The organism is Dyella japonica DSM 16301 (assembly GCF_001010355.1).
Lineage (GTDB): Bacteria > Pseudomonadota > Gammaproteobacteria > Xanthomonadales > Rhodanobacteraceae > Dyella > Dyella japonica.
This window is the reverse complement of sequence record NZ_JPLA01000023.1, coordinates 74690-93092: the sequence shown is the minus strand read 5'-3', so window position 1 is coordinate 93092 and position 18403 is coordinate 74690. Positions and strand designations below refer to the sequence as shown.

The 18403-nt window shown below is 65.7% G+C and carries 14 protein-coding genes; 9 read left to right on the top strand and 5 right to left on the bottom strand.

Annotated features, from left to right (window positions below):
- The first annotated feature begins 134 nt into the window (after positions 1-134).
- The 4 genes from Y882_RS09030 (at position 135) to Y882_RS09015 (ending at position 6483) form a co-directional block, all read left to right on the top strand.
- Positions 135-1373, top strand: a complete 1239-nt coding sequence (locus tag Y882_RS09030; protein WP_046971565.1) for a parallel beta-helix domain-containing protein — start codon at positions 135-137, stop codon at positions 1371-1373.
- Between the two features lie 11 nt (positions 1374-1384).
- Entirely contained in the window at positions 1385-2530 is a 1146-nt protein-coding gene (locus tag Y882_RS09025) for an SO2930 family diheme c-type cytochrome (RefSeq protein WP_046971610.1), read from the top strand.
- A gap of 61 nt (positions 2531-2591) precedes the next feature.
- Entirely contained in the window at positions 2592-5054 is a 2463-nt protein-coding gene (locus tag Y882_RS09020) for a TonB-dependent receptor (RefSeq protein ID WP_052949834.1), read from the top strand.
- A gap of 16 nt (positions 5055-5070) precedes the next feature.
- Positions 5071-6483 carry a coniferyl aldehyde dehydrogenase gene (locus Y882_RS09015; protein WP_046971608.1) on the top strand — a complete coding sequence of 471 codons (1413 nt, stop codon included), beginning with the start codon at positions 5071-5073 and terminating at the stop codon, positions 6481-6483.
- Positions 6484-6692: 209 nt separating this feature from the next.
- Here the strand turns inward: Y882_RS09015 and Y882_RS09010 are convergent, their stop codons facing one another.
- Positions 6693-8132, bottom strand: coding sequence for an OmpP1/FadL family transporter (locus Y882_RS09010; protein ID WP_046971564.1), 1440 nt, complete (start codon positions 8130-8132; stop codon positions 6693-6695).
- 325 nt (positions 8133-8457) lie between these two features.
- On the opposite strand from Y882_RS09010, the gene Y882_RS09005 reads away from it, so the two are divergent.
- Complete coding sequence (locus tag Y882_RS09005; protein WP_046971563.1) at positions 8458-8760, top strand: YcgL domain-containing protein; 303 nt, start codon at positions 8458-8460, stop codon at positions 8758-8760.
- Positions 8761-8831: 71 nt separating this feature from the next.
- Entirely contained in the window at positions 8832-12296 is a 3465-nt protein-coding gene (locus tag Y882_RS09000) for an ankyrin repeat domain-containing protein (RefSeq protein WP_046971562.1), read from the top strand.
- On the opposite strand, the gene Y882_RS08995 is transcribed toward Y882_RS09000, so the two are convergent.
- The 3 genes from Y882_RS08995 to Y882_RS08985 all read right to left on the bottom strand — a co-directional run bounded on the left by Y882_RS08995 (position 12215) and on the right by Y882_RS08985 (position 16386).
- Positions 12215-13384 (bottom strand): glycosyltransferase family 9 protein, encoded by a 1170-nt coding sequence (locus tag Y882_RS08995; protein WP_082121030.1) that lies wholly within the window; start codon positions 13382-13384, stop codon positions 12215-12217. The two genes, Y882_RS09000 and Y882_RS08995, sit on opposite strands and share 82 nt — an antisense overlap.
- Positions 13385-13560: 176 nt before the next feature.
- Positions 13561-15405 carry a monovalent cation:proton antiporter-2 (CPA2) family protein gene (locus Y882_RS08990; RefSeq protein WP_046971561.1) on the bottom strand — a complete coding sequence of 615 codons (1845 nt, stop codon included), beginning with the start codon at positions 15403-15405 and terminating at the stop codon, positions 13561-13563.
- Between the two features lie 90 nt (positions 15406-15495).
- Positions 15496-16386, bottom strand: a complete 891-nt coding sequence (locus Y882_RS08985) for a LysR substrate-binding domain-containing protein (RefSeq protein WP_046971606.1) — start codon at positions 16384-16386, stop codon at positions 15496-15498.
- Between the two features lie 114 nt (positions 16387-16500).
- Between Y882_RS08985 and Y882_RS08980 the strand changes: the two genes are divergently transcribed.
- Both Y882_RS08980 and Y882_RS08975 read left to right on the top strand, forming a co-directional pair.
- Positions 16501-17037 carry a DUF4865 family protein gene (locus tag Y882_RS08980; protein ID WP_244466308.1) on the top strand — a complete coding sequence of 179 codons (537 nt, stop codon included), beginning with the start codon at positions 16501-16503 and terminating at the stop codon, positions 17035-17037.
- A 21-nt stretch (positions 17038-17058) separates the two neighbouring features.
- On the top strand, positions 17059-17439 hold the full coding sequence (locus Y882_RS08975) for a tautomerase family protein (RefSeq protein WP_046971559.1): 381 nt from the start codon (positions 17059-17061) through the stop codon (positions 17437-17439).
- Positions 17440-17445: 6 nt separating this feature from the next.
- Here Y882_RS08975 and soxR read toward each other — a convergent pair whose 3' ends face one another.
- Positions 17446-17916, bottom strand: coding sequence for a redox-sensitive transcriptional activator SoxR (gene soxR / locus Y882_RS08970; protein ID WP_046971558.1), 471 nt, complete (start codon positions 17914-17916; stop codon positions 17446-17448).
- Between the two features lie 69 nt (positions 17917-17985).
- Here soxR and Y882_RS08965 point away from each other — a divergent pair, with 69 nt between their 5' ends.
- Positions 17986-18315 (top strand): hypothetical protein, encoded by a 330-nt coding sequence (locus tag Y882_RS08965; RefSeq protein WP_046971557.1) that lies wholly within the window; start codon positions 17986-17988, stop codon positions 18313-18315.
- Positions 18316-18403: the final 88 nt, after the last annotated feature.

Sequence of the window (18403 nt, the reverse complement as noted above, 5' to 3'; positions counted from 1 at the left end):
GCGACGAATTTCAAACGACCGTCACACTGGCCGATTTGCCCCCCTTCGAAGGCCGTTCTCCCCTCCCTGCTGTGTCGCGGTTTCCGTGACAGTGGCTTGTCACGCAGCCAGCGCTCCTGGGGAGGAAAGCGACCATGCGCAAGTTCCATCTGATTCTCGCCCTACCGCTGGCCCTGGCGGCCTGCAACCATGAAGAACCCACCGCGCAGAGCAGCGGCGACGCCTCGTTCGAGGCCAAGCTGCAGCAGCAGTTGCTCGACGCCAAGCCGGGCAGCGTCATCGATATCCCGGCCGGCCACTACCACCTGCAGCGCGGCCTGAGCCTGCGCACCGACGGCGTCACCATCAAGGGCGCCGGCATGGACAAGACCGTGCTGTCGTTCAAGGGCCAGGTGGTCGGTCCCGAAGGCCTGCTGGTCAACGCCAACGACTTCACCATCGAAAACCTCGCCCTGGAAGACACCAAGGGCGACGCGCTCAAGATCAACCAGGGCAAGAACATCACCATCCGCGGCGTGCGCGTGGAATGGACTGGCGGTCCCAAGACCACCAACGGCGCCTACGGTCTGTATCCGGTGAAGACGCAGAACGTGCTGGTGGAAGACTCGGTGGTGATCGGCGCTTCCGACGCCGGCATCTATGTGGGACAGTCCAACAACATCGTGGTGCGCCGCAATCGCGCCGAATTCAACGTGGCCGGCATTGAGATCGAAAACTCGGTCAATGCCGACGTGTACGAGAACACCGCCACCAACAACACTGGCGGCATCCTGGTGTTCAACATGCCCAACCTGTCGCAGGCCGGCCACAGCACGCGCGTGTTCAAGAACAAGACCGTCGGCAACAACACCGACAACTTCGCCGCCAAGGGCGCCGCCGTAGCCAGCGTGCCGCGCGGTTCGGGCGTGGTGGTGAACTCCAACGACAAGGTGGAGATTTTCGACAACGACATTGCCGACAACCAGACCGCCAATGTCATCATCTCCAGTTATTTCTCCACCAACTACTACAACACCAAGGGTGTGGCGGCCGATTACAACCCCTACCCGAAGGGCATCTTCATCTACGACAACCGCTTCAAGGGCGGTGGCGATTCGCCCGATGGCCTCAAGCTCAAGACCTTGAAGACCGCGGTGTTCGGACTCAACGGCAAGTTCCCGGACATCCTGTGGGACGGCTATGTGGACCAGACGAAACTGGTCAACGGCCTGCCGCCCGACAGCGACCGCTTCTGCATCCAGAACGGCGACGTGGGCGTGATCAACGCCGATGGTCCGCACGATTACAAGAATCCCAGCACCGACACCAAGCCGTACCAGTGCACGCTGCCCAAGCTGCCGCCGGTTGTGCTCGATCCGGAACCGAAAGCCTGAGGTTGCAGCAGATGATGAAGTGGTTCGCGTGTGCCGGCATGCTGGCGGCACTGATGCTGATGAGTGCCTGCCACCGGGGTCTGGACCCGGTGGCATTCCAGGCGGATGGCCGTCCGGCGAAGTTGAGCGACTGGCACGTGGTCGAAGTGCGCAGCGGCAAGCTGGTGCTCAACGAGGGCGTGGTGCCGTACGACCTCAACACGCCCTTGTTTACCGATTACGCGCACAAGCTGCGCACGATCTGGATGCCCAAGGGTGTCTCGGCCAAGTACGACCCGACCGATACGTTTGATTTCCCGGTCGGCACCATCATCAGCAAGACGTTCTATTACCCGCGCGCCGCCGACGGCAAGTTCACCGATGTGGCACGCACCTACGACAGCTCGCAGGACTTTGCCGGCGAAGGCCTGGACCTGTCGCATGTGCACCTGATCGAGACGCGCATCCTGGTGCGCCGCGAATCCGGCTGGGCGGCCATTCCCTATGTGTGGAAGGATGACCAGAGCGACGCGATGCTTGCACGCACCGGTGCCGTCCTGCCGCTGACCCTGGTGGATGCGAGCGACGCGCGCGAAGACTTCAACTATGTGGTGCCCGACGAAAGCCAGTGCTCGAGCTGCCACGCGCAGGATTGGGTGACGCGCAAGATCCACCCGATCGGCCCGAAGGCGCGCCATCTCAATCGCGACTACCACTACGCGGCCGGCGACGAGAACGAATTGGCGCACCTCATCAAGGTGGGCTATCTGACCGGCGCGCCGGCTGCCGCCGAAGCGCCGCGCAACGCCAATTGGATGGACGAACGCGCATCGCTCGACGCCCGGGCACGCGCATATCTGGATATCAACTGCGGGCATTGCCACAACCCGAAGGGAGCGGCCAACACCACCGCCCTGACGCTGGATGTGAGCGCGCCCGAAGACCGCCATCTCGGCATCTGCAAGCCGCCGGTCGCGGCGGGACGTGGCACAGGCGATCATCTGTTCGATGTCGTGCCCGGCTCGCCCGACGAATCCATCCTGCCGTACCGGATGGATTCGGCCGACCCGGGCGTGATGATGCCGGAACTGGGCCGTAGCACAGTGCACCGCGAAGGCGTGGCATTGATCAAGGCATGGATTGCGGCGCAGTCGGGGGGCTGCGTCGCGATTCATTAAAACGAAGCAGTGCCGCGGCCTTCGGGCCGCGGTTTTTTCATATCGAGGGGAGAAACTGCTGATGAACATGCGTCCGCGTCCGTTGTCCGCCTGCCTGCATCGCCTGCTGCTGGGGAGCAGCCTGGTGCTAGGTGTATTGCCCACCGAAAGCTGGGCGAGCGACGACGTATCGCCTGCGCCGCAGGACAACAGCAGCGCTCAACCCGCTGCCGGCAGCAAGGCCGATCCGGAGAAAGCCAAGCTGTTGGGCAACGTCACCGTGACCGCGCAGAGCCGCACGCAGGAAGTGCAATCTGTTCCGATTTCGATGGAGATCGTCACCGCCAAGCAGATCGACACGCTGGCAGCGACCGACCTGAGCAAGATGGATATCTTCGTGCCGGGCCTGGTGATCAGCGCCGCCCAGCCGACCCAGCCCACCTATGAACTGCGCGGCATCGCCACCAGCAACTTCGGCATCGGCACGGAACCGTCGGTGGGCGTCTACGTCGACGGCGTCTACGCTGCCCGCTCGGGCGGCGCGCTTCTGGCGTTCAACGATATTGCGCGCGTCGAAGTGCTGAAGGGCCCGCAGGGCACGCTGTTCGGCCGCAATGCGGCGGCGGGCGCCATCTCCATCGTCACGAACGAACCTACGGACAAGTTCGAAGGCGATGCGCGCGTGCGCGTGGGCAACGATGGCCGCAAATACGCCGATGCGCTGGTCAACATCCCCATCAACAAAGACATGGCGCTGCGCCTGAGCGTGCTCGACAACCAGAGCGATGGTTGGATCCGGGACGCCGCCACCGGCAAGGAGTACGGCGGCGACAACGATTGGGGCACGCGTGCGGTGTTCCGTTGGAACGTCACCGACAATACGCGCGTGCTGTTGTCGTGGGATCACGAGAAACTCAACCAGACGCCCGAGCCTGCGATCGGCCTGATTCCGCTGTCCAACGACACCAATGAACGCGCGCCGTTCCCGGCCGATCCGGCCAACTATCTCAACCCCTTGCATGCGCCGCTCTACAACGACGCCATCGGCGGGCGCGAATCCCGGCGCTTCGACGGCGCCACGTTGCGGATCGATCATTCGTTCGGCTGGGGCGACTTCGTTTCCACCACCGCCTGGCGCGGTTTCGACACGTTCAACCTGGGTGACTACGACGGCACCAACCATGTCGTGACCTATCTGGACACGGCCAACATCGAGCACAACAACAGCTGGTACCAGGAGTTCAAACTGTCGGGCAACAACGACCTGATGGATTGGGTGGGCGGCGTCAGCTACTACCAGGAGCAGGCGCGCCAGACCAGCGAGACCAACGTCAACACCAACAGCATCGACACGCTGGCCAACAACGTCCTGGGCGTGGGCACGCCGCTCACCGATATCAGCAATATGCTGGCCTCGTTCGGGCTGCCGTTCTCGCTGCTCGGCGACCCGTGGCACGAGGCGATCAGCAACGACGGCAACTTCAAGGCCTACGCCGCCTTTGGCGACGTGATCTGGCACGTGAGCGACAAGTTCGACGTGACCACCGGTCTGCGCTACACGCGCGATGAAAAGGAGTTCAGCTGGTACAACATGCCGCGCAGCGCGCCGGCCTTCGACGCCACCATCGCCGGCCTGTACGGCCTGGGTATCCTGCCGCCCGGCACCCTGGACGCGTTCCAGCAGAACGTGATCTTCACCAGCGCCGTCGGCACGCCGGTCTACGCCAGCAACACCTGGAACAACTGGAGCCCGCGCGTGGTGGCCAGCTACAAGTTCACGCCGGACGTAATGGGTTATGTCTCCGTCACCCGCGGCTACAAGGCTGGCGGCTACAACAGCGTGCAGCCCGGCTCGACTTTCCAGCCGGAAAAAGTGACCAACTACGAAGGCGGCATCAAGAGCCTGTTCCCGGACCAGAACCTGCTGCTCAACGGCTCGGTGTACTACTACCGCTACGACAATATGCAGTCGCTGGCGCTCGATCCGAACAGCCCCGCGACCGGCCTGCCGATCTATGTGGTCAACAGCAGCAACCAGGAAGCGAAAGGCCTGGAAGTGGAAGCGCAATGGCAGCCTATCGATGGTTTCCGCATCAATTTCGCGGGCGCTTATATCGATTCGAAGTACCGCAGCGCCACCGCGCCCGACGGCGTGGACCTGAGCGGCCAGCCCACCGGCGCGCCGTACTTCTCCGGCGCGCTGTCGTTGGCCTACACTTGGCGCAACGTGGCCAACGGCGACCTGGAGTTCGATCTGTCGCAGGGCTATCGTGGAGCAACGCGCTGCAATGACGACTCGCAGTATCAGGGCTCCTGCAACATCAGCCCGAACTTCAAGATCGGCAGCAGCCAGCAGCGCACGGATGCACGTATCGACTGGCACTCTCCGGGCGACCGTTGGGGTGTGGCGCTGTACGGCAACAATGTGTTCAACAAGCGGTACGTGACCGGCGTGAACAATATCAGCACCTCCGTGTTCGGCACGCCGTTCGCCTCCATCACGCCGCCCCGCATGTGGGGCCTGGAACTGCGCGCGAAGTTCTGACCCGGAAGGCATGACCATGAAAGAACCCAGCTCGTCGCTGCATTCCACCCTCCTGCGCATGCGCGAAGCGCAGTCGCGTGATCCGTTGCCGCCGTGGGATGTCCGGGCGACGCGACTGCGCACGCTGGAGAAGATGCTCGAGGAGCAGCGCGTCGCGTTTGCCGAAGCGATCGATGCCGACTTCGGCCATCGACCGGCGGAGGAGACCGAGCTGCTGGAGCTGTATCCCAGCCTCTCCAATCTCAAGCATTCGCTCCGCCGCGGCCGCCGCTGGATGCGGCCGCGCGGCAAGCTGGCCAACCTGGTGTTCCTGCCCGCCCGCACCACCCTGCTGCCGCAGCCGCGTGGCGTGGTGGGCATCATCGTGCCGTGGAACTACCCGTTGTTCCTGGCGGTGGGCCCGCTGATCGATGCACTCACCGCGGGCAACCGCGTGATGCTGAAGATGAGCGAGTACACCCCGCGCTTCTCGCAGTTGTTTGCCGATCAGATCGCGCGCTATTTCTCGGCGGACGAGGTGTCCGTGGTCACCGGCGACGCCGAAGTGGCGCAGGCGTTCTCGGCACTGCCGTTCGACCACCTGCTGTTCACCGGCTCCACCGCCGTGGGCCATCACGTGATGCGCGCGGCTGCGGCCAACCTCACGCCGGTGACGCTGGAACTGGGCGGCAAGTCGCCCGCCATCGTCGGCCCCGGTGCGCGGCTGGATCATGCAGTGGAACGCATCGTGTTCGGCAAGCTGGTCAACGCAGGGCAGACCTGCATCGCGCCCGACTATGTTCTCGTGCCGCGTGCTCGCCAGGGCGAGTTTGTGAGGCTGGCCCGCGACATGGTGGGCAAGCTTTATCCCAACCTGCGCCTGCAGCAGCAGTACTCCTCGATCGTCTCCGATCGCCAGTACGAACGCCTGGCCAGGTTGCGCGACGAAGCCGTGGCCGCAGGCGCGACGCTGGAACCGATGAGCGACGCGCACGACATCCCGGCCAAGCGCCTGCTGGCGCCGGTGATGCTGACCAATGTCAACGACGACATGGCGGTGATGCAGGACGAGATCTTCGGCCCCTTGCTGCCGGTGATGCCGTACGACTCGCTGGACGAGGCGATCGGCTATGTCGCCAGTCATGCGCAGCCGCTCGCGCTGTACCTGTTTGAGCAGAGCAGCGCGACCATCGATGAAGTGCTGACGCGCACGCAGGCCGGCGGCGTCACCGTCAACGACACGCTGTACCACATCGCCCAGCACGGCCTGCCGTTCGGCGGCGTGGGTCCGTCGGGCATCGGCGGGTATCACGGCGAGGCGGGGTTCCAGACGTTCTCGCATATGAAGCCGATCTTCCGCCAGGCCCGCTTCAACGGTACCGGCATGCTCAACCCGCCGTACAGGGCACAGTTCAAGCGGATGTTGAAGTTGTTGATGCGGGTGGGCTGAAGCGCGCGAACCCTCGTCGGCATCGCATCACCTGTGGGAGCGCACCCTGTGCGCGACGGCCACACCGTGCGTTGACGCTGCGAGGTGACCTGTCGCGCACAGGGTGCGCTCCCACAGGGTCGCGTTGTGTCCTCACCATGACGCCATAAAAAAACTCCCCGCTTTCGCGGGGAGTTTTTTTGTAACCGTTACTTCGCGATGAACCGCGATTAGAACTTGTACTGCGCCGACAGGCTCAGCAGGTTGCCGTAGTCGTCCGACTCGCCGGTGATCACGTCGCCGGTGGCGCTGCTCGCATTGATGCGCGCGCTGTTGACGAAGATGTGCGCGTACGAAGCATTCAGCACGAAGCGCTCATTGACCTTGTAGCCGACGCCGAACGAGACCAGCTGGCGGGTGCCATCGGGCACGCGCGGATCGCGGGTCGCGGTGACGGTCGGCGTGGTGTCGAGCGCCAGGCCGCCGCGCACGGTGAACTTGTCATTCACGTAGTACTCGCCACCCAGGGCGATGTACCAGCTGTTGCGCCAGTTGAACGGCTCGGAGGTGGTCGGCTGCGCCGGGTTGGCGTAGTAGACGTTCAAGTTCTTGAACACGTCCCACTTGGTCCAGGCCACGTCGGCGCCCAGGCCGAACTTCTCTTCCTGGTGCCAGTAGCTGGCGGTCGCCACGGCAGGCGTGGTGAACGGGGCGGTGCCTTCGGTGTGCGTGAACGGCACGCCGCCCGCACCGGCCAGCAGCGCGGCCACGGTCGGGTTGCTCAGCGTGGCCTGCACGTTCGCCGGGACGGTGAAGTTGGCCGTGCCTTCGAGCGTGTGCGAGATCTTGGAGCGGTAATCGAACGCCAGCTTGTCGTTGGACGTGATCCGCCACAGCATGCCGACCTGCCAGCCATAGGCCCAGTCGTCACCCTTGATGCGGGCGACGCCGTCCGAACCCGGCGGGATGATGGCGCCGATCTGCTGGGACAGCGCCTGGCCAGCAGCCGGCGGGATGGCGCCGGCGGCGACGGCCTGACCCACCAGGCCCTGGCCCACGGCGTTGTAGTTGATGGCGGAGGTCAGCTCGGCCGAGGTCTTCTGCGCGATGCCGCTCACGCCGATGGCGAAGTCGTCGCTCACGTCGTAGGACAGCGACAGCGTGCCGTCGAGCGATTCGAACTTGGACTTGAGCGCGTTGTAGCGGCCCATCCAGTTGTGGTCGTACTCGGTCTGGAAGCCGAACGGCACGGTGAAGGCGGCGCCCACGTGCCACTTGTCACCCAGCTGGGTGGCAAAGAAGAAAGCCGGGATCGGCATGGTGGTGCCGGCGTCGCCGCCGTTGCCGCCGCTGATCGGACGACCGGCAAAGTCGTGCGCGGAACCACTGAAGGTGGTGCCGAAATTGATGGCGGTCACGTCCGCCTGGAAATACGTGCCCTTCAGGTCGCTCATGGCGGCCGGGTTGTTGGCCACAACCGAGACGTCGCCACCGGCAGTGGCGGAACCGGCATAGGCGCGACCCATCGCGGCGGCGCTGTCTTCATGCAGCTGGAACGCACTGGCATGGGCGCGCTGCGGTGCAGCAAGCGTTCCAAGGATCGCCAGGCTCAGCGCAGCGAGCGTGAGCGGACGACCCGCACGTGAAAATTGACGGAATGACATCTGCATCAGCAATGCTCCTGCTTATCGTTGATCTGGCATCGGGGTGGTAGCAGGGGCTTGACGTCCACGCTTGATTTTCATACGCGCGTTTGACACCCCTGGCCGGCACTGTGCCGGCACAACGCAAGCTTTACAAGTGCGCTTGCAGCAAAATTCCCCGTGAATTACCCGCTCATCCGCTCTGTTCGTCGTCGATGGGCGAAGATAGGGGGTGTAACGCGTCTGGCACAGGGGACTACGCGTAAAATCGCGGTGAGCTTGCAAGCGGTGCTAATCTCTCAGACCGCGCCCGCGGGTGCGCCCTTCCCAATGATTGCCGACGGGTGCCGCCATGCACTGTTTTGTCTACGCCAGCCAGCGCAAGCCCGATACCTATCTGTGGCTGGGCCGCCGCGACGATTTCGAAAGTCTGCCCGAGTCGCTGGTCCTGATGCTGGGCGATCTGCGCTTCGTGCTCGAGGTGGAACTGTCCGGCGAGCGCAAGCTGCCGCATGAAGACGCCGCCCAGGTGATCAAGCATGTGCAGACGCAGGGCTGGCATCTGCAGCTGCCGCCGAACGAGACGCTGGCGACCGCCAACCACCTTGTCTACAACAGCGCGCCGCTCGATCCTCAAGACGATCGCGATCACTGAAGCGCACGCCGTCGTATCCGTTAACACCGGATTACCTTCTGGCCTCGTCACGATTCCTATACTCCGCGCATATGGCCTACTCAAAAACGCGTCGCCCACCTCCGTTTCTGCAAGCCCTCGCCTGGTTCATTCCTGGTTTGGTCGCCGCTGCGATAGCCGCCTTCGGTGCCCATCCACTCGCGCTGATCCCGCTGCTGGTCGCCAATGCGCTGACCATGGCGGCGGTATGCCATGCGATCGGTTTCGATCCGGAGCCGCGTTTTGGCCGCACCGTGCTGCGCCGAGGCGCCGCCTATCTGGTGATGTTCACCGGCTATGTGGTGCTGGTGTTCCTGCTAGTGGCGTGGCCGATGCTCAAGCTCAACCAGGCGCCCAGCCTCGGCGCGGCCCTGCTGCTGGCCGGCGCGCTGGTGGTGGCGCTGGCGGCGCTGTGGCGCCTGTGGCCGGCGTTTGGCCTGGTCTACGTATGGGACGACGCTTATCCCGCGCAGAGTGATGGCTCGTGGATCTTCACCGCCACGGCGCGCAGCCTGGCGTTTGGTCGCCACCTGTCGCGCGAGGAACGCTTCTTCACCCATTTCCTGCCTTCGGCGATTTCGCTGCTGGCGTTGGCCTTCATCGCGATCGCGCTGACCGGCCTGTATGGCGTGCTGCCGTCCGAGCTGCGCACCGCGGCGCTGGTGCTCTATGGCGTGGTGCTGATGCCGCTGGGCTGCCTGGTCGTGGCCAACCGCACGCTGCGCGCGCTGCTGTGCGAGCGCCGTCGCCCGCGTCAGCCCGCTGCGGGGGTGATCGACGCCCCCGCCGCGCCGCCACCGCCCAAGCCCGCGCCCAAGCTCACCGAACAGGAACGCACCGCCGGTACACCTGAGCAGGCGCACGCCTTGCTGATGGCCACGCGCGACGGCGATATCGAACGCGCCCTGGCCCTGGTGGAAGCCGGCGCCGATCCGAATACGGCGCCTGCGCAAGGCGATCGCGACCAGCGCCCGGTGCTGATGCTTGCCGCCCTGCTGCCTGATACGCGCCTGCTGCGCGCGCTGATCGCCAAGGGCGCCGACGTCAATCGCGCCAGCGGCGGCCTCACGCCGCTGCTCGCCACCACCCGCGACAGCTGGCATGGCCGCGCCGAAGCGGTGATGACCCTGCTGGCCAATGGCGGCAACGCGCTAGCCACCGATGCGGAAGGCAACACGCCGCTGCATGGCGCGGTACTCAGCGGCGAACCCATCGTCGCTGCGATGCTGCTCGACGCCGGCGCCGCCATCAATGCGCTCAACAAGGCCGGACTCAGCCCGCTGGCCGTGGCCTGCCGCGCGGCCAACTGGCCGGTGGCGAAGTTCCTGCTCGAGCACGGCGCCAAGCCCACGCCCGCCGATGGCGAGCCCGCCCTGGTCACGGCCGCTGGCGTGCCCGATGACGACGTCGAAGGCGTGAAGCTGCTGCTCAAGCATCGCGCCGCCATCAATGCCGTGGATGCGCGCCACCGCAGCGCACTGATGGCCGCCGCGGCCGAAGGCCACGAACAGATTGCCCGCACGCTGCGCGCCGCCGGCGCCGACGTGAACCTCACCGATCGACACGGCAGCACCGCACTGATGGAAGCCGCGCGCGCCGGCGCCGTGGGCATCGTCAAGCTGCTGGCCGAAGCGCAGCCCGATGCCCGCCTGCGCGACAGCCATGGTCGCGATGCGCTCACCCTCGCCTGCCAGTCGCCGCAGGCCCATGCGGATGTGGTGCGTGCCCTGCTCGCCCTGGGCGCCGAAGCCAAGACCGCCGGCAGCAATGGCCGCAGCGCGCTCGATTACGCCGCCGCTGCGGGCCGCTGGGATCTGGTCGCCCTGCTCGATCCGGAGACGCCGCTGCCCGCCAGCCTGAGCATCGATGCACTGCCCGAAGGCGCGGACACGCCGGCGCATCTGCTGGACGCGCTGCGTTTCGGCCACTGGGCGGTGGTGTCCACCTTCACTCAGCGCGTGCGCGAGTGGCCGCAGTCGCAGCTCGCCCAGCTTTATCTGGACCTGGCCGGTGCCGGCCAGAGCGCCGCGCGCCGCTGGCTGCTCGATCACGCGCTCGATCCCGAAGCACGCCTGCAGCCGCAGCTGGTCGACGACGCCGAAACCGCGGAACACATCGAGGCATCGCTGCCGCCGCTCGGACGCCGCCTGTTCGACGCCTTGCTGCCGCAACTGCCCGCCGCCACGGAGGCGATCGACGATCTGTTGAACGCAGGCGCCACGCCCGCCGGTGCCGGTCTGCTGGCGCAGGCTCTGCTGCGCCTGGAAGACGGCGCGCAAGGCGCCGCGTTGCCGCTGGCCATGCTCGAGCGCGGTGCCGATCCCTTCGGCGCCGATGCACGCGAACGCACGCCGGTGCATCTGGCCGCCACCTATGGCCACGCAGCCTTGCTGCAAGCCTTGCTGGCACGCGGCTGCGATCCGAACACGCGCGACCTCAGCGGCCGCACGCCGCTGTTCGCCGCGCTGGAACACGGCGAGCGCGCGCTGCCGCTGGTGCGTTCGCTGGTGGCGCATGGCGCCGATCCGGAAGCCATCGACGCCAACGGCGAAACGCCGCTGGGCCTGGCGCTGGAGCACGACGCGATCGAGCGCTGGATGAACTGGGGCGACTGGACGCGTCCGCTGCGTCCGCTGCGAGCGGACGATCTGCCTGCGGCCGCCAAGGCTGGCGCCGTCACCGCCGTCGAGCGTCTGCTGGAACTGGGCTTTGCCGTCGATACCCGCGATCACCAGGGCGCCACGGCCTTGCTGCATGCCTGTGGCGCCGGTCAGCGCGAGGTCGCCGCCCTGCTGCTCGACAAGGGTGCCGACACCACGCTTGCCGCCACCAATGGCATGACGCCGCTCGCCGCTGCCGTCAGCGCGCGGCGCGAGGCACTGGTGGCCCTGCTGCTGCAGAACGGCGTGGCGGTCGACCAGCGCCTGCCGGGTGAAGCAACGGCTTTGATGATTGCCGCTGCGATGGGTTATCCCGATCTTGCCGAGCAGTTGCTGGATGGCGGCGCCGAGGTGAATGCGGTGGATGAGCGCGGTCACTCGCCGCTGCATGCCGCGGCACAGTACGGCTTCGACCACAACGACAGCCTGCGTGCGCGCCGCCTGTTCGATGCGCTGCTCAAGCGCGGCGCCGACGTGGGCATGGCCGACAAGGAAGGCAAGACGCCGCTGCTGCTGTTGCTGGGTGCGCATCTGCGTCCGGGCAGCGATTGCGATCCCACCCATATCGGTGCGCTGGTGCCGGTGCTGCTCGATGCCGGCGCCACGCTCGAACATGCCGACCAGCGTGGCGTCACCGCGCTGCACTCGTGCGCGATGCATGCACTGCTCGCGCCGGCACGCGTGCTGCTCGCGCGTGGTGCGGATCGCCAGGCAGCGGATGCGTTCGGCCGCACGCCGGCCGATGTGGCGCGTGCGATCGGCTATGTCGACATCGCTCACGAACTGGCCGCGCGCAGCGGCTCGGCCATTCCCAGCGTGCGGCAGATGTTGAGGCAGCCGGCCCAGCCGGCCGACTGAAGCGCCTGTTCGACCAGGCGACGAGCCATCGTCTCGGGACGTGGCGGCAACTGCCGCCACGCGCTCACCACCTCATCCAGTCCGATGCGATCCACGCTGGCGATGTGCGGCAGTCCGCCGATGGCGTGCACCGCGCTGCCGCTGGCGCTGCGCGGCGTCCACATGGAAGGCCAGCGGTTGCCGAACAGCACTACCAGCGGGCAACCCACCGCCGCTGCCAGATGTGCGGGCCCCGTATCCACCGACACCATGCTGTGCGCGATATGCAACAACGCGCGCAGATGTCCCAGCGGCAGCCCTTCGCGCGGAACAATCACCTGCGCATGCGCCGCCGCCTCGCCGATGGTGGCCAGATACACCGCCTCGCCCGCCGAACCACACAACAACACGCACGCCTCTGGCATCGCCTCGACGATCGCGCGGCACAAGGCCGCCCAGCGTTCCACCGGCCACGACTTGTCGTCATCCTCGCGCTTGCGTACGCCATTCCAGCGCATGGTGCGCTTGTTCGCCGGTTGCAGCAGTACCAGCGGACGTCCGTGCAGATTGCGCCGCGCCAGCCACAACTGCGCCTCACCGAGTTCTACCGCCGTCGGCTCCAATCGCGGCGCGCAAGGCAAGGCATGCGATGAACACAGGGCATCGCGAAAGGCCGTCGGCGTTTCATCGGCAAAACGCATCAGCCAGTCGACCCAATGCTCGCCCTGGTACAACGGCGTGTCTTCGATGAAGACGCAATGCTCCGCAGGAATGCCCGCCAGCGCCAGCATGGGTCGTACCTTGGTGCGCGTGCGCACATCCGGCTCGCAGATGTAGAACGGCGCGGTGCGCAGCTCGCGCAATGAGAACGCCGTGCGCAAGCGCTGCGGATTGAGCCACAACGAACCGTACTGGCTGTCGACCTGGCGCACTTCGGCCACGTCTTCATGGCCTTCGTACAGCACGCGCGAACAGTCGCCCAACGAAACGAGCCGGCATGCAGCGCCATAGCGGCGATGCAGCTTGTGCAGCAGTGGCTGCAGAAGAATGGTGTCGCCCAGCCGTCCGAATCGAATGACGACGGGATGAAGTGGCGCACGCTGGCCCATGCAGATTCAGTAGACGTCGGGCAGGCCCGATCCCTCAGGCGGCCCGCCCCGCGACGGCACGACCTTCAGGCGCGCCTATCTTTCCCGATGCGCAGCGAAATGAGTTGCGGATTTGACGCAAGTTTGCATGCCGTCATGCCCAATCACGGCGCGCAGGAAATCCCGTCAGTCCAACGTCAGCGTGTCACGTCTTCGTCATTTGCCGTGGCGTCGGTGGGCTTCTCCAAAGCGCGCGCGGCTTCGGGCGAAGCATCGGCCTGGAACAACTGTTCCAGATCGACCAGCGCTTCGCGCGTGGTCTGCACGATGCGCGCGTCGTCGTCATACACGAGGTATTGGCGCTTGAGCAGTTCGGCATCCTGTCGACGGAAACGCTCGACGTGGTCAGCCGCCATTTCCGGCGACATGCCGAGCGCTTCCAACGTCTGGCGCGTCATCTTCAGACTGGAATACAGCGTCTCGCGCACCGGCAATTCCACGCCCAGATCCATCAGTCGCCACGCATGCTGGCGATTGCGCGCACGGGCGATGATCTTCAGGCTCGGATACATGCGGCGCACCACGCGCGCCGTGCGCAGGCTGGCCTCGGGATCATCCACGGCGAGCACGAACACCGCGGCCTGGTCGGCCTGTGCGGCGCGCAGCAATTCCGGGCGCGCCGGATCGCCGTAGAAGATGTCGGTCCAGTTGCCGAAGCGCTGCACCAGGTCGATCTGTTCCACCGAATGATCGAGCGCCACGAACGGGATGCCCTGCGCGCGCAACATGCGCGCCACGATCTGCCCCATGCGCCCGTAGCCGGCGATGATCACGCGGGGCTTGTCCGCCACGATGGTGTCGAACTCGCGCTCTTTCTTGGTCTTGGCCTGATAGAGCAGGCGTCCCAGCAAGGTCACCATCAGCGGCGTCAACGCCATCGACAAGGTGATGGCCAGCACCTGCAGGCCGTGCTGCTCGGTGGTGATGAGGTTTTGTTCACCGGCGAGCTTGAGCAGCACGAACGCAAATTCGCCGCCGCAGGCCAGCAACACTGCAAGACGCAAGGCGTCGCGGCCGCTCAGTCCGCCCACGATCCGGCCCAGCGGCCACAGCAGGGCGCCCTTGATCAGCAACAGGAACAGCACCAGCAGGGCCACGCGCATCGGCTGCTGGATCAGCAGGGTCAGGTCCATCGACATGCCCACGCTGATGAAGAACAAGCCCAGCAGCAAACCCTTGAACGGCTCCAGATGCGATTCCAGTTCGTGGCGGTATTCCGAATCGGCCAGCAGCACACCAGCCAGGAACGCGCCGAGCGTGGCGGACACGCCCACCAGCTCCATCAACCAGGCCGTGCCCATCACCACCAGCAGGGCGGTGGCCGTGGACACTTCCACATTGTCGACCTTCGCCACGAAGCGGAAGATCGGACGCAACAGATAGCGGCCACCGACCATTACCGCGACGATGGCGGCCACCGTGCGGCCCACGGCGAAGGCATCGAAGCCGTGCTTGGTCGACGCACTGGCCAACAGCGGCACCGCCGCGATCAGCGGAATCGCCGCCAGATCCTGGAACAGCAGCACGGCGAATGCCTGTCGCCCGTAGGACGTACCGGCTTCCTTGCGCTCGGCGAGTATCTGCAAACCGAAGGCCGTGGACGACAACGCCAGGCTGCCGCCCACGATGGTGGCCGCATTCACCGTGAGTCCGAACAGGTAGTAAGCCGCCGCGCCGATCACCAGGCTGGTCGCCAGCACCTGCAGCAGACCGGTGCCGAAGACCTGCTTGCGCATCACCCACAGACGCTGCGGCGACAACTCCAGGCCGATGACGAACAGCATCAGCACCACGCCGAACTCGGAGATGGTGGCCACGCCCGCGGTATCGGAGATCAGGCGCAGCTCTTGCGGGCCGATGACGATGCCCGCCAGCAGATAGCCGAGCACGGAACCCAAGCGGAAGCGCTTGGTCAGCGGCACCGCGATGACGGTGGCCAGCAGGAACACGAGCGCGGTCTGCAGAAAATGGCGGCTATCCACTCGTGCGCTCCAATCGGGGGATTCGCATTATTCCACGCTGGCGCTATGTAAGCCGACCCCTGAAGAGGAAGTCATCGATCAGCGCACACCTCAGGCGGCAAGTGCGAGCCCTTGCCACTGCTGCGTGATGATGGAGGCAAGGCGCTCCACGGCGGGTGACGACTCCGCCTCGGCGCGGTGCAGACACAGGCCCAATTCGCCCACGGCCGGCAGCGTGGTCTCGTGCGGCAGCAGGGCGCGCACGCTGGCCGGCAGTCCGCAGGGTGTGCGCAATGACACGCCCAGCCCCGCCGCCACTGCGGCCCAGATGCCGGCCAGGCTCGCGCTGGTGAAGGCGATGCGCCAGGGAATATTCGCGCGGTCCAGCGCCGTGGTGGCGGCGGTACGCATGATGCAGGGCGCTTCGAGCATCACCAGCGGCAAGGGTTCGCCGTCCTCGCGCGGCCACACGGAACCTGCGCCTGCCACGTCAATCCAGCGCAATGGCAGGGTGCCGACACGCTCGACATGAGGCGTCGCCACGCCGGCCTCCCAGGCCAGCGCCAGGTCGAGACGGCCCGAGGCCACGCGTTCGAGCAGCTCCGCGTTGCGCGCGATGCGCACTTCCACTTTCACGCGCGGATGCGCACGGGCGAAGCGGCCCAGCACGTCGGTGAGCAGGCTCTCGCCGAAATCTTCCTGCAGGCCCAGCCGCACCGCCCCTTCCAGCTCCGCGCCATGCAGTGCCGCGGCGGCTTCGTCATTGAGCTCGAGCAGGCGCCGCGCATAGGCGAGCATGGTTTCGCCGGACTCGGTAAGCGCCATGCCGCGCCCGGATTTGCGCAGCACCGGCGTACCGGCCTGCTCCTCCAGTTTCTTCAGCTGTGCGCTGACGGCCGAGGTCGAGCGCCCAAGCCGGTCCGCCGCACGCGCAAAGCTGCCCAGTTCCACGCCGGTCACGAAGGTGCGCAGCACATCGAGATCAAAGGTGATCCGCCGCATGGCAATCATCCCGTTTTTATGGACTATTGATTCACTATTTTCCGCTTTTCAGGACGATACTCTCCGCTCTAGTCTGTCTCCCGTCAAGCGCAAGGAGGTCCCCTCGTGATCGCGATGCAATACAGCTTCACCCTGCCCGCCGACTACGACATGGCGATCGTCCGGCAGCGCATCGCGGACAAGGGACACCTGCTCGACCACTTCGATGGGCTGATGCTGAAGACCTACCTGCACGCGCAGCGGGGCTCCTCGTCGGATGAAAACCTCTACGCGCCGTTCTATGTGTGGCGCGACAGCGCGGCAATGCAGCGCTTTCTGGGCAGCGAGGGCTTCGCCAATCTCACCAGGGCGTTCGGTTGGCCATCGATACGCGTGTGGCCGGTGTGGGACGTGTATCTCTCGCCGGAGGCCAGGCACGCGCGTTTCGCGACGCGCGACATCCAGCCGATCGCCCCTTACTCCCCGCTTGAATCATTGCGCGACGAACAACGCGTGCTGCTGCAGCGTGATATCGAGCGTGGCGCCGTCGCCGCCGTCAGCGCGTTCGAGCCCACCAGCTGGACGCGCGTGAGCTTTCGCCTGTGGGACGGCACCTTGCCTGCCCACGCCACGGGCCAACGCTACGACGTCGGCCACGTGTCCCAACCCTGATCCATCACTGGAGATTCCCCCATGCCTCTCGTACGCGTCTCGCTTCGCCGCGGCAAATCCAAGGAACATATCGCCGCCATCCGCAACGGCATCTATCGCGCGATGACCGAATCCTTCGCCGCGCCGCAGAACGACCGCTTCATCGTGGTGCACCAGCACGACGCGGAAGAGTTCGACTATGACCCCAACTATCTCGGCATTGCGCGCAGCGACGACTTGGTGATCATCCAGATCGCCTGCAACAACACCCGCACCGTCGAGCAGAAGCAGGCGTTCTACAAGCAGGTCGCCGAATTGCTGAGCAAAGATCCAGGCCTGCGCCCGCAGGACGTCTTCATCAACCTGCTGGAAACCGCCAAGGAGAACTGGTCCTTCGGCAACGGCGAGGCGCAGTACGCGTAAGCATGCCTAAGGCCGTTGCTTGACCAGCAGCCGGCGTGGCCCGGCGCCTTCGCTGGCCAATCGATCGCCGGGGTTGCGCAGGCGGCAACGGTCGATCGACAGGCAGCCGCAGCCGATGCAGTCGTCGAGCGTGTCGCGCAGTTTCTTCAGCTGCGCCATGCGCTCGTCGAGTTCGGCGCGCCACTGGGCAGACAGACGCGTCCAGTCGCGCCGGCTGGGCGCCTCGCCGGGCGGCAGCGCCGCGAGCGCGGTGGCGATGTCAGCCAGCGAGATACCCACGCGTTGCGCCACCCGAATGAACGACACACGCCGCAATACGGCACGCGCATACCGCCGCTGGTTGCCCACCGTGCGTTCGCTGCGGATCAATCCCTTCGTCTCGTAGAAGTGCAGCGTGGATACGGCCACGCCGCTGCGCCGCGCCACCTCGCCGACGCCCAGCGTAGTGGGCAGGCCGTGCTTGGCACCCTGAGTCATGCAACACCTCTTGACCTCAAGTTAGCTTGAGGTCCTAGAGTGCCACGCACTTCACTGCGAGGCATCCCCATGAGCCAACCGACCACCCGTCGATCCATCTACCGCATCGACCGCTTCAACGTTCCCGCCAAGGCACTCGCCGCCTTCATGGAACGCCTGCACCTCACCCAACGCCTGCTCGACAAACTCCCCGGCTGCCGCCAGAACCTGGTCCTCACCCAGCCCGACCTGGCCGGCGAATACAACGTGATGACCGTGGTGGAATGGAGCCACGAATCCCATTTCGCCGCCGCCAAGGCCGTGATGCAGGCGCGTTACGCGCAGGAACGGTTTGATCCCGCCGCCTTCATGCAACAGCTGGGGGTGCAGGCGGATCTGGGGACGTATCGGCATGTGTGATGGGTGGGCGTAACGCGGGCTCCCTTGGCCATAGGTCATCTGTAGGAGCGCACCCTGTGCGCGACCACCTGACGGAGCGGTACATCCC